Consider the following 12,459-nt stretch of genomic DNA (forward strand, 5'->3'; position numbering starts at 1 on the left):
GTAACGCGGTTCTTGCACCTTTTGCGGGAGTGCGCCCCAGCCCAAAATCACGCGGCAAAGCGTGTTTTATTACTGTTATGGAAACAAAATCACACCGCTTAACTATGACGGCACCGGCGCCGGTCATTCAACATCTTGTACCGCTCAAGCTGCAAGATGATCCTGCAGCTCGCGCTTTACCTGCAACAACAGGCTGACGGCTTCGATCACGGCACTGTCGCGCCGTTCCATCTGCATAAGCTGCGCAAGGTCCGCCGCATCAAGAACGGTTGCACGCAGATTCTGCAGCAACGGGTCACTATCGCTGTCGTTGCAGGATAAGTAATTGCACAACCATAGCAATTGTTCAACGGTCTGCGCCATAACCTTGGCGTGCATATCCCGGTCGCCTGATTGTGCCAGCTGCAACAGCGCCACACCTTGTTGAGCGATATGGTCGTGCGCAGTCTGATAGGCGGCTATGCCTGCCGAAGTCGGGGGTGGGGCAGGCCGGGTGGCGGCCTGTTTTGGCGGTCGCGCTTTGCCCAAATCGTGCCGTGCGGGCGCCGCTTGTGGTGCGATCACTGGCGCAGGCGCGCGTGCTGCGGCTGCTTCGGGGTGCTGGGCCAGCAGCATGTCGGCGGCGTCCACGGCTGATTGCTTGCCAGATGCGACCTGTTTCAGGACGGCGGTGATCAGGGCCAACCCGCCACTGGCGCGCATCTTGTCCTTGTCGACTGACCCGTCAGCCCTGCGCGCGGCGATGGCGTCCTGTGTTGCGATGGCAAGGATCTGGTTGAAATCGTCGCGCGCCAAAGCGTTCGCCCGCGCCAGTACGCCGTCAAGCTGCCCGTTCGCACGTAAAATGTCGGCCTTGGTGATCATCAGAAACCCGTGATCCTTGATCAGGTCGGGCATCTGCGCCCAGACCCGCTGGTCATGCGCATCAAACGACTGGCTGCACCACAAAACCACATCGGTCCGCTTGGCAGCCCATAGGCTGGCGCGTTGCAGTGCTGCGGCATCATCGGGCGCGACGACTTCGAGCAGCGAAATTTTTCCCAGCGCAGGCAGGGGCAATTGCATTTCGACAAAGACGGGGGCAAGTGCCGTGATCCGGCGCAGGTCATCACCGTTGACCGTGGTCTTGGTCCCGTCCGCTAAGGTGCAGATGATGCAAGGTGCTGCGCCATAGGTCAGTTCCAGCGTTGGCAGGCGCAGGTCGGTCGGCACCACATCAGTTCCGACCAGCAGGTTAAGCAACAATGATTTGCCGGTTTGCGGCTGGCCCAAAAGACCAAGGCGGACAGGTTTCGTGATCCGCGCCAGCAGCGTTTCGGCGCGGGCCTGAACCTGCGCGGGCAAACGCCCCGATGCCATCGCCCGCGTCAGGTCTTGCTGCACGCGGGTGAACGGTGATTGCGTAGACATCAACTGCCTCTGGCCGCGAATTTTGCGGGTGGCGTGGTGTCATCAACGGCGGCCGTCGCTGCGGCTATGCCTGCTGCTATGTCCACGACGCGGGTCGTGGTGGGCGTGGGCGCATCCACATGGCCCGCAGGCTTGGGGCGCACGGCACGGATCACCGGCTTGTTGTGGTTCAGCTTGATCACCGAAAAGGTGCAATTGTCCTGATCGGGATCGGCCAGTGCTTCGATGGCTTCCAAAAGATAGCCTGCAATTTCGGCCGCTTTCTTGCGGCGGTATTTATGCAGGATGCGCTGGATCTGTGCATCGTCAAGATATTGCAGCCCGTCGCTGGACACCACAATGATATCACCCACATCCAGCCTGAAAGGCGTCTTGGGGCAGTCCGATTTGGCAACGCGGTCGCCAAGGATTACCGAGGTCAGGCAATTGCGATCTGGATGGTTCTTGCCCACCGCCGGATCAAGAAGACCTGATTGCACCATGAAATCAATCTGAGGTGCCAAAGAATGATCTTCGTTCAGCTGCCGCAACTGGCCATTGCGGAAATGATACAGCGGGGAATCCCCGATCGACATCCAGAACATGCGATCTTCGACAATGACAATCGACACCAGCGTGGCACCCATGCCGCGTGTTTCGGGGTGCTGGGTCACATGGTCGCGCATGACATCATTGGCGTTCACCGCCGCTGCTGTCAGGTATTGCGGGATCTCGGTTTCGAAATCGGAAAAATACGCGCTTTGGAATTTCAGCTCGCTGAATACCTCTGTCACGACGATCTTGCTGGCGACGTCACCGGCAGCATGACCACCCATGCCATCGGCTAGCACCACGACACCGCTGTCTGCGCCAAAGGGGAAATCTGTGACGATGGCGTCTTCCTGATAATCGCGGCCGCCCTGACAGATCGCCGAAGCAACGTCAAAGCGCGGTTCAGGCGATCGCCACATCGTCGCCCTCCTCGGTTGCGCCATCCGCCCAGTTGAAGGATCTGTCGCAAAGCGCCACAAACCGCAGCACGGTTTCCCCGATGCGGATCACATCACCGGTTTTGATCGTTTCGTTGCTGATCACGGGTTTGTCGTTCAGCCGCACGATGTTCGACTTGCCGCCGTGGCCGAGCAGGAATTCCTTGCCGTCGGTGTCATAGACGATGGCGGCATGGTTGCTGCGCGAAATCGCAGTATCCCCGAAATCAAGCTGGATGGCTTGGTCGTCGCCGCGTCCTATTGGGTTCATCCCCGCCATCAACGCAAAGCTTTCGCCGCGCCCGGGGCCTGCGGCGACAACAATCCAGCCCACTGGAAACTTGGCGCGCTGGGTTGCCACAACCTTTGGCGCATCGTTGAACAGATCGACAACAGACCCATCGGATTTGTCAAACCCGATCAGCCGTGTCTTGGTCCGGCGCGACCGTGCGGGCGACCGGGCCGCCGCCGCCGAGGCCAGCGCAGGCGACGGTTTTGGCAAAATGGGGGCCGTGTCCGGCAGCGCGGTTGATCCGTCGTCGTTGTCCATGTCCCAGATGTTGACCGCAGGTGCCTGCACAGATGGCGCATCTGCGGGCCGCGTCTTGGCGTTGACGTTGGTGAGCATGGCATTCACTTCTGGTGACAATTCATCGCCGCGCAGGCGCGGATCGATGGGGTCATGCTGGGGTTCTTCGATCTTTTCTTCGGGGGCTGCCGCAGTCTCTGCCGCAGTCTCGGCCTCGGCCTGTGCCTGTTTTTTGCCAATAAGATCACGAATAAACTTCATGGTTCAGACCTTTCCAATTGCCAATGCACGCCCCATCCGGGAAAGTTTCCTGCCCTCATTCCGCGGCATCGGCATAGTCGAGCGATGCCACCCACATGCTGCCACCACGTTGCACTGCGAACATGAGACGGTTTGTCCCGTTTGCGATTTCGCGGTCCAGTATCGCGATCAAAGCGTCGCGCGTGTCGAGTGTTTCCGCTGTCGGGATGTAGGATGTGACGATGTCACCTTCCTGTAACCCGCTGCGCAAAGCTGAGGGCACGTTTGTCGCCACCGTCTGCCACGTCTGATCGGTAAACCGCGTCTCAAAGATAACGCCGTTGGATAGAAACACACTCTGCACGACAGGCAGGCGCAACTGGCGCGCGATCCGTTCCTCGGTCGTGGGGTTCATTGTGCCGAAGGTCACGTCCAGATTGCCTGTTGCGCCCAACGGATCGTTGCCTGCGCGCAAGATGGCAGGAATGTCGCTGATCGCGTTCACATCCACGCCGTTCACATCGGTGATGACCAGTCCAGCTTGCGCCCAAACAGGTGCGCCCGGTGCGACCGCCGCGATGATGTTCGACGCGCCATCTGCCCCTGCAAAGGGGATAGCGACGGTCCAGCTGACCGTGACAGGGGGTGGCGAAACCTCGTTGCCTGGCACGATGGCCGCGATATCCACGACAGGGCCGGTGCCAACGGCATCAACCGTGTCGGGGGTATCGGGCAAGGTGACGGCGGCGATATCCGTTTCGGCTGCGGGGCGTTGGTCTGCGATCTCTGGCAAGGTGGCTGTTACATCTGGTTCCGGCACAGGCTGGGGCATGTCTGCGGGCACGGAAAGCGGCTCTGCCGCTGCGATGTCTGCGTCAGGCAGGACCGGCGTCGTTTCGGCGGAATCATCGCGCACAGGTGCCGCCCGGTCATCGCTGATCGTCGCGATCTGGGTATCCGCGGCAGGTGTGCTGGTTATTTGGGGCGCGCTGACCGGCGCCGTGACAGAGGCTGTAGCAGCGGTTGGTGCTGTGACAGGATCTGCACTTGGGCTGTTCAAGAAGACGCCAGCCGCCACCAACAGCGTGGCAACCGCCACGGACCCTAACAGCAGCGGCATTTTCGACTTTGGCTTGTTTGCCTGTGGCACGCCGGTTTTCGTTTGCGGCACCCCGATCTTGAGAGGTGTCACATTGTCCTGCGCGCTATCCATCATGTCGAGCCAGGCTTTGGCCGATTGTAAACGGTCCTTTGGTAAAATCTCGAGCGCCTTATCGATTGCGGCAAGGAAAGGCGCGTCATAGCCCGTGATGCGCCCGGCCAGTTTGGTATAAGGGTCCGGATCGCCCGAGGCGATTGCGGCAAGTCGGGCTTGGGAATTGGGCGGGACATCCTTGGCGATCAGATGATGGAATGTCGCTGCAAGAGCATAAAGATCACTGCTTGGCCCTTGATCGGACCCTGCGATATAAAATTCCTGCGGTGAATAGCCGTCCTTGACCACACGCAGGGCAGACAGCACGCGGCTTTGCTTGGTGGCTTCTTCGCGGGCGGCCCCGAAATCAATCAGCACCGGATGCATGTCTTTGCCGATCAGGATGTTGTCGGGCGAAATATCGCGGTGCAAGATGCCTTGGTCATGGATGAAGCCAACGGCATCCAGCATATCTTTCAGCATCGCCTTGATCTGGGCGGGGGTCAGGCCGTGTTTGGGGTCTTCGATCGTATCAAGCAGATCGCGCCCTTCGACGAAATCAAGCGCCATATAGGCCGTGTCATTGTCTTCGAACACCTGATGCACCCCGACGATATTGGGGTGGCTTAACTTGGCCAGGCTGCGCGCCTCTTGCACGAACAGGCGGACGATGGATTTCAGCTCGTTTTGATGCGCGCGTGAACGGGCCTGCACGATATAACGGCTGCGCCGACAGAACGCGCCGGGAAAACATTCCTTGATCACGATCTTGCGGTCCAGACTGTCCCGCGCCAGATAGGTGATCCCGAAACCGCCCGCATTCAGAAAGCTGTCGATGACATACTGCCCGTGCAGCAGCTTGGTGCCGGGCTTGAGCTCGTCGACAAAGCTGTCCTTGTCATCTGCATTGTCGTGCATCAGCGGTTTCGCCATTGTGATTTCCAGCCTTCGAAACGCAACGGCAGGACGCCGCGCGCCTGCCTGCGGTATGTGGTCTCATTCAATTTGGGCCAAAAAGTGACGTTAACTTGTTGTTTGGTTGCCCGTAATCCTGTCGTTTCGACCGGATTGTTCAGGGAATTCGAAACAGTATCGGCGCTATTTCCGGTGAAAAGCGGCGTTTTTACGGGAAACAGCAGCTTTTGGCACTCGGTCCCTGCCTTTGGCGGAAAGTGACGAATATTGCAGTATCTGCCACAAATTTGTGCATCATTTCCGGCCAAGCACCGCTGCCGTGCCGCGCGATTAGAATGGTGTCGGGCCGATTCCGTATAGCACCACGCGCCATCCGCATGATTCTACCCCAGATCGCAGGGCTATCGCGGCTTGTGGACCGATGCACAAAGATGCAGCATCCGATGAAAGGTCGGAGGCTTGCATGACAAAGGTTTTCATCAACGGGTTTGGCCGGATCGGGCGGACGCTGCTGCGCGCGCATGCATTGGGATATGGTCCCGCAGTGGATATCGTCGGTATCAACGACATGGCGCAAAGTGATCTTTGCGCCCATCTGTTCGCCTATGACAGCGTTTTTGGTCCCTTTCCCGGGCAGGCGGAATTGCGCGGTGATCGTCTTGTCATCAACGGCAAGGCGATCCCGATCTATCAGACCGACAATGTTGCATCGTTGGATCTGGCGAATGTCGATGTGCTGCTGGAATGCACCGGTAAGGCCGACACCCGCCCCGTGGCCGAGGCGGGTTTGCGTGCGGGCGCGTCCCGTGTTCTGATCTCTGGCCCATCGGCTGCGGCGGATATCACGATCGTGCTGGGGGCAAATGATCATCTGCTGGCGCATCAACCTATCGTGTCGAACGCATCCTGCACCACCAACGCGCTGGCGCCGCTGGTGCGGCTGATCGACGATCATTGGGGGCTGAAAACCGGCTGGATGACGACGATCCACTGCTACACCGGCAGCCAGCCCACGATTGATGCGCCGCGCGGGGATTTCCTGCGCAGCCGTGCGGCTGGCCTGTCGATGGTGCCGACAACGACATCTGCACAGCGTCTTTTGGGCGATGTCCTGCCGCAGATTGCGGGCCGGATCGAGGCGGCGGCGGTGCGTGTGCCTGTCGCGTCCGTCTCTGCCATCGACCTTGCGGTCGTGGTGCGCGATACGCCCGACCGCGCTGGCTTGCACGATCTGTTGCGCGCCCAGACCGGCGTGATCGGCCATACCGACAAGCTGCTGGTGTCATCGGATCTGCGCGCGCGGCCCGAAAGCCTGATCGTTTCCCTGCCGGAAACCCGCGTCACCCAAGGCGGGATGCTCCGTGTTTTCGGTTGGTACGACAATGAATGGGGTTTTTCCTGCCGGATGCTGGATATGGCCGCGCGGATGGGGTGACTTTGTGCGATCCGGCCCAATGCTGTCTCGGATCAGCGCACGGTACTGGGTCTTTTACTTCGGACTGTGCGGGTCTAGGTAGCCAGCAACCAACACAAAGGCTGTCCCATGACCGCAATCGTTTCCGTCAAGAACCTTCGCAAATCCTATGCTGGCGGGTTCGAGGCGTTAAAATCCGTCAATCTGGAGATCGCAGAAGGCGAGATCCTTGCCCTGCTTGGCCCCAATGGCGCGGGCAAGACCACGCTGATTTCGACGATCTGCGGGATCACGTCGCCCACATCGGGGACTGTGACAGTGGGTGGCCATGACACCCAGAAAGATTACCGCGCCGCGCGTGCCATGATCGGGCTGGTGCCACAGGAAATCAGCCTTGAACCGTTCGAGACGGTCAGAGCCTCGGTCCAGTTTTCGCGCGGCTTGTTCGGCAAACCCCGCGATGATGGCAAGGTGGATGAAATCCTTGCCCAATTGTCGCTGGACGACAAGAAGGACAGAAAGATCATGACGCTGTCCGGCGGCATGAAACGCCGCGTGCTGATCGCCAAGGCGCTGGCGCATGAACCGCGCGTCTTGTTTCTGGACGAACCCAGCGCGGGCGTCGATGTCGAATTGCGCAAGGACATGTGGGCAGTCGTCGCAGGGCTGAAAGCATCTGGCGTGACCATCATCCTGACCACGCATTATATCGAAGAGGCCGAAGCGATCGCCGACCGTGTCGGCATCATCGCCAAAGGTGAAATCCTGCTGATTCAGGACAAGGCCGAATTGATGGCGCAGATGGGCAAGAAACAGCTGCGCATCGATCTGGCGGCACCCGCAGCCGAGATACCCGCCGCGCTGGCCAAATACGCCCTGCACCGCGCACCGGACGGGCAAAGCCTGACCTATACCTATGATACCAAGGGGCCGCGCACCGGCATCACCACCTTGTTGAATGATCTGCAAAACGCCGGTTTGCAGATGAAAGATTTGCAGACGCAACAAAGCAGCCTCGAAGACATCTTTGTCGGTCTGGTAAAGGAAGAATGATGAACCTCAACGCAGTCAAGACGATCTATGTGCATGAAATGCGCCGGTTCCAGCGCACGATCATGCAGTCGCTGGTGTCGCCGGTGCTGTCCACCTCGCTGTATTTCGTGGTCTTTGGTGCCGCCATCGGCAGCCGGATCGATCAGGTCGAAGGTGTCAGCTATGGCGCCTTTATCGTGCCGGGGCTGATCATGCTGTCGGTGATGACACAGGCCACATCCAACGCCAGTTTCGGCATCTACTTTCCCAAATTCACCGGCACGATCTATGAATTGCTGTCAGCCCCCGTCAGTTTTCTGGAAATCGTGGCAGGCTATGTGGGGGCGGCGGCAACCAAGGCGCTCTTCATCGGGATCATCATTCTGGTGACGGCGTTTTTCTTTATCGACATCCAGATCGCGCATCCGTTTGCGATGCTGGCGCTGCTGGTGCTGACCTGTATCAGCTTTTCTTTGCTGGGCTTTATCATCGGCATCTGGGCGGGCAACTTTGAACAATTGCAGCTGATCCCGTTGTTGGTGATCACGCCTTTGGTATTTCTGGGTGGATCGTTTTATTCGATCACCATGCTGCCGCCGGTCTGGCAGGCGATCACCCTGTTCAATCCGGTGGTGTACCTGATCAGCGGGTTTCGGTGGTCGTTCTTTGGCGTGGCGGATGTCAGCATCGGCATGTCTATGCTGGCGATCACCGTGTTCACCACGGGCTGTCTTGCCTTCATCTGGTGGATTTTCCGCACCGGTTGGCGCATTCGGCAGTGACCATCTGTGGACCTTGCGGGGGGCGGGGATCGGTTTAAGTATATGGGCATGAAATATATCCCCTTTACCAAGTCCGCCCCGTTCGTCGCCGTGATCCGCCTGCAAGGCGCGATCAGCAATTCCGGCCGTGGGCTGGATGACCCCGGCCTTGCGCCGGTAATCGAAAAAGCATTCAGCAAGGGCAAGCCTGCCGCTGTCGCGCTGGAAATCAACTGTCCAGGCGGGTCGCCCGTGCAATCATCCTTGATTGCATCGCGCATCCGGCGGCTGGCGGATGAAAAGAAAATCCCCGTTTTTGCCTTTGTCGAGGACGTGGCAGCCTCTGGCGGGTATTGGCTGGCCTGCGCTGCGGACGAGATTTTCATCGACGCATGTTCGATCACCGGGTCCATCGGCGTCATCAGCGCGGGTTTCGGCGCGCATGAGGCGATTGACCGCTATGGGATCGAACGGCGGGTGCATACCGCGGGCAAATCCAAAAGCCTGCTGGACCCGTTCAAGCCGCAGAACCCCGCCGATGTCAAAAAGCTCAAAGGCTGGTTGGACGATCTGCACGCCACCTTCATCGCCTATGTGAAATCACGGCGCGGTCTGAAACTGTCCGACGATCCCGACCTGTTCACCGGCGAGGTGTATATCGGCCAGAAAGGTATCGACGCGGGGCTGGTGGATGGTATCGGCCATCTGGCCCCCGTTATGAAAGCGCGCTTTGGCGATAAGGTAAAGTTCCGCCGCTATGGCCAGCGCAAACCGCTGCTCGCGCGGTTTGGGGCGCAGATCGTCGATGATTCCATCGCGGTGATCGAGGAACGTGCGGCCTATGCGCGGTTCGGCCTATGATCGTCAAATCGGTTTTCCTGTTTCTGGCCTTCATGGTTGTGCTGGGCATTTTCGGCAAATGGCGGTTTCCCGGGCAAAAGACGCTTGCGGCGGCGAAATGCCCTAAATGCCGGCGGTTCCGTATCGGCAAGGGACCATGCGTATGTGAAAAGGGCAGGCCGTGAAAGCATTGGTAACAGGCGCAGGCGCGCGGCTCGGGCAGGCGATGGCGATCTATCTGGGGCAGCGCGGCTATGACGTGGCGGTGCATTATGCGGGGTCGCAGGCGGGCGCGCAGGATACTGTCGCGCAATTGCACGCGCTGGGGCGGCAGGCCGTGGCGCTGCAGGCCGATCTGCTGGATGAAGATGCGACCGCCGCATTGGTGGGCCGCGCGCGTGATGCGCTGGGCGGGCCTTTGACCTGTCTGGTCAACAATGCATCAATCTTTGAGCATGACACGATCCATTCCGCCACCAAGACCAGCTGGGACCGGCACATCGGGTCGAATCTGCGCGCACCTTTCGTGCTGACCCAATGCTTTGCGGCCCAGGCGCCCAAGGCGCAGACCGATGCCATAGGCGAACCTTTGGCGCAGGCTTTGGTCGTCAACATGATCGACCAGCGCGTGCAGAAACTGACCCCTGAATTCATGACCTATACCATCGCCAAGATGGGTCTGTGGGCGATGACGCGGACCACGGCGCAGGCGCTGGCCCCTGATGTACGGGTCAATGCCATCGGTCCGGGGCCGACCTTGCAAGGCGCGCGGCAATCGGCAGAGCATTTCACGCGCCAGCGTGCGGCGACAGTTTTGCAACGTGGCGCCAGCCCTGCAGAGATTTGCGCAGCCTTGGGATATTTCCTTGATGCGCCGGACGTGACAGGGCAAATGCTGGCCGTTGATGGGGGCCAGCATCTGGCCTGGCAGACCCCTGATGTGCTGGGCGTCGAGTAGGGCGCGCCAAAAGTTACACACCGGTATTGTCTGCGTTCACGAAAAAGTCACAATTTGCCATTTTTTCAATACGTTAAGGGATGGTTCATAAAAATTTCCAATAAAAACAAAGCCTTGAAAAATTGCCTAATTTTTAAGCAAAGCGACGAAGTGGGCTGGAAACAAGGATAATTTCCGTAAACCAGCAGTTCGTCCACCGACTTATCCACAGAAACGGTGGATGTCTTTTCTCTTGTCCCTGCCGCGTTACCATTGCAGCGCCGCTAGAATCAAAGAAGCCCGCGTATGACCGATAACGGACCCCCAACTGCGCGCACCGGATATGACGTGATCCACGGCTATCTGCGCAGCCTTGATTCCTCGCCGGGGGTGTACCGGATGCTGGATGCGGATAGCCGTGTTCTGTATGTGGGCAAGGCCCGCAACCTGCGCGCACGGGTCAGTAATTATGCGCGCCCCGGCCCGCATTCGCCGCGCATCGCGCGGATGATTTCGGAAACCGCGTCGATGATGTTTCTGACGACGCGGACGGAAACCGAAGCCCTGTTGCTCGAACAAAACCTGATCAAGCAGCTGAAGCCGCGTTACAACGTGCTTTTGCGCGACGACAAAAGCTTTCCCAATATCCTTGTGACCAAGGATCATGATTTCCCGATGATCCGCAAACACCGCGGCGCGAAAAGCCAGAAAGGGGATTATTACGGCCCCTTCGCCGGTGCCGGTGCGGTCAATCGCACGCTGTCGCAGTTGCAGCGTGTGTTTTTGCTGCGCAATTGTTCGGACAGCGATTTTGAAACCCGCACGCGCCCCTGCCTGCAATACCAGATCAAGCGGTGTTCCGGCCCCTGCTGCGGGATGATCAGCAAGCCGGATTATGCCTTGTCCGTGAAAGAGGCCGAGAATTTTCTGCAAGGCCGCACCAAGGGTATTCAAGAAGCCTTGGCCACCCAGATGCAGGCCGCCAGCGAAGAGATGCTGTTCGAACGCGCCGCGGCGCTCCGCGACCGGATCAAGGCGCTGACGCAGGTGCAATCGGCGCAGGGCATCAATCCGCAGAATACGGCAGAGGCTGATGTCATTGCGCTGCACACCGATGGCGGGCAGGCCTGTGTGCAGGTGTTCTTCATCCGCGCCAACCAGAACTGGGGCAATCACGATTATTACCCCCGCATCAGTGGCGAAGAGGATATGGCCGAAGTGATGGAGGCTTTCGTCGGCCAGTTTTACGCAGGCCGCGAACCGCCGCGCATGTTGATCCTGTCGCATGGTTTGGACAATGACGATCTGATGGCCGCCGCCTTGGCCGAAAAGGCGGGTCGCAAGATCGAGATCGTGGTCCCCCAGCGCGGCGAAAAGGCCGAATTGGTGCAGAACGCCCTGCGCAATGCCCGCGAAAGCCTGGCGCGCAAGATGTCGGAAACCGCGACGCAATCGCGCCTGTTGAAAGGGCTGGCAGAGGCGTTTGATCTGCCCAAGGTGCCGCAGCGCATCGAGGTGTACGACAACAGCCATATTCAAGGCGCGCATGCTGTCGGCGCGATGGTCGTGGCGGGGCCTGACGGGTTCGACAAGAACCAGTATCGCAAGTTCAACATCCGCGGCGAAGACCTGACCCCCGGCGATGATTTCGGAATGATGAAAGAGGTGCTGACCCGTCGTTTCCAACGCCTGATCAAGGAAGACCCTGACCGCAGCACTGGCACATGGCCTGACCTGTTGCTGATCGACGGCGGCCAAGGGCAGGTATCCGCCGTGCGCCAGATCATGGATGACATGGGCGTCAGCGACATCCCGATGGTCGGCGTGGCCAAGGGGCTGGACCGCGATGCAGGCAAAGAGGAATTCCACCGCACTGGCAAACCGGTCATGGCGCTGCGCCATAATGATCCGGTGCTGTATTTCATCCAGCGCATGCGCGACGAGGTTCACCGTTTCGCCATCGGCACCCACCGTGCGAAACGGTCCAAGGCGATCGGGGCCACACCGCTGGATGATGTACCGGGTGTCGGGGCGACACGCAAACGTGCGCTTTTGGCGCATTTCGGATCGGCCAAGGCGGTTGCCCGCGCCAATCTGGCGGATCTCAAGGCCGTGGATGGTGTGTCGGCGAATATGGCGCAGGTGATCTACGATTATTTCCACGAGCAGGGATAAAAACTTTTCTGCCTCCGGCGGGGATATTTTGGCTCGGAAGATG

Annotated in this window: 11 protein-coding genes; 6 read left to right on the plus strand and 5 right to left on the minus strand. The window is 59.3% G+C overall.

Annotated features, from left to right (window positions below):
- Positions 1-144: 144 nt before the first annotated feature.
- From SKA53_RS13250 to SKA53_RS15455, 5 genes are read right to left on the minus strand one after another with little or no spacing between them, the layout of a single operon-like run.
- Entirely contained in the window at positions 145-1,410 is a 1,266-nt protein-coding gene (locus SKA53_RS13250; protein ID WP_007206674.1) for a hypothetical protein, read from the minus strand.
- Positions 1,410-2,360: a PP2C family protein-serine/threonine phosphatase gene (locus tag SKA53_RS13255; RefSeq protein WP_007206675.1), complete on the minus strand. Its 951-nt coding sequence runs from the start codon at positions 2,358-2,360 to the stop codon at positions 1,410-1,412. Before SKA53_RS13255 ends, SKA53_RS13250 begins: the two co-directional genes overlap by 1 nt.
- Positions 2,344-3,168: an FHA domain-containing protein gene (locus SKA53_RS13260; RefSeq protein WP_007206676.1), complete on the minus strand. Its 825-nt coding sequence runs from the start codon at positions 3,166-3,168 to the stop codon at positions 2,344-2,346. Before SKA53_RS13260 ends, SKA53_RS13255 begins: the two co-directional genes overlap by 17 nt.
- A 55-nt stretch (positions 3,169-3,223) precedes the next feature.
- A complete protein-coding gene (locus SKA53_RS13265) occupies positions 3,224-5,275 on the minus strand; it encodes a protein kinase domain-containing protein (RefSeq protein WP_007206677.1) in 2,052 nt (683 codons plus the stop codon).
- Entirely contained in the window at positions 5,260-5,565 is a 306-nt protein-coding gene (locus tag SKA53_RS15455) for a hypothetical protein (protein WP_131494600.1), read from the minus strand. The genes SKA53_RS13265 and SKA53_RS15455 overlap by 16 nt, the downstream gene beginning before the upstream one ends.
- A gap of 155 nt (positions 5,566-5,720) precedes the next feature.
- Between SKA53_RS15455 and SKA53_RS13270 the strand changes: the two genes are divergently transcribed.
- The 6 genes from SKA53_RS13270 (at position 5,721) to uvrC (ending at position 12,416) form a co-directional block, all read left to right on the plus strand.
- On the plus strand, positions 5,721-6,692 hold the full coding sequence (locus SKA53_RS13270) for a type I glyceraldehyde-3-phosphate dehydrogenase (RefSeq protein ID WP_040482988.1): 972 nt from the start codon (positions 5,721-5,723) through the stop codon (positions 6,690-6,692).
- A 108-nt stretch (positions 6,693-6,800) separates the two neighbouring features.
- Positions 6,801-7,724, plus strand: a complete 924-nt coding sequence (locus tag SKA53_RS13275; protein ID WP_007206679.1) for an ABC transporter ATP-binding protein — start codon at positions 6,801-6,803, stop codon at positions 7,722-7,724.
- Positions 7,724-8,485, plus strand: a complete 762-nt coding sequence (locus SKA53_RS13280; protein WP_007206680.1) for an ABC transporter permease — start codon at positions 7,724-7,726, stop codon at positions 8,483-8,485. The genes SKA53_RS13275 and SKA53_RS13280 overlap by 1 nt, the downstream gene beginning before the upstream one ends.
- Before the next feature lie 48 nt (positions 8,486-8,533).
- A complete protein-coding gene (locus SKA53_RS13285) occupies positions 8,534-9,325 on the plus strand; it encodes a S49 family peptidase (RefSeq protein WP_007206681.1) in 792 nt (263 codons plus the stop codon).
- A gap of 160 nt (positions 9,326-9,485) precedes the next feature.
- Positions 9,486-10,262, plus strand: coding sequence for an SDR family oxidoreductase (locus SKA53_RS13295; RefSeq protein ID WP_040482989.1), 777 nt, complete (start codon positions 9,486-9,488; stop codon positions 10,260-10,262).
- A gap of 285 nt (positions 10,263-10,547) precedes the next feature.
- Positions 10,548-12,416 (plus strand): excinuclease ABC subunit UvrC, encoded by a 1,869-nt coding sequence (gene uvrC, locus SKA53_RS13300; protein ID WP_007206684.1) that lies wholly within the window; start codon positions 10,548-10,550, stop codon positions 12,414-12,416.
- Positions 12,417-12,459: the final 43 nt, after the last annotated feature.

The organism is Yoonia vestfoldensis SKA53 (genome assembly GCF_000152785.1).
Classification (GTDB): domain Bacteria; phylum Pseudomonadota; class Alphaproteobacteria; order Rhodobacterales; family Rhodobacteraceae; genus Yoonia; species Yoonia vestfoldensis_A.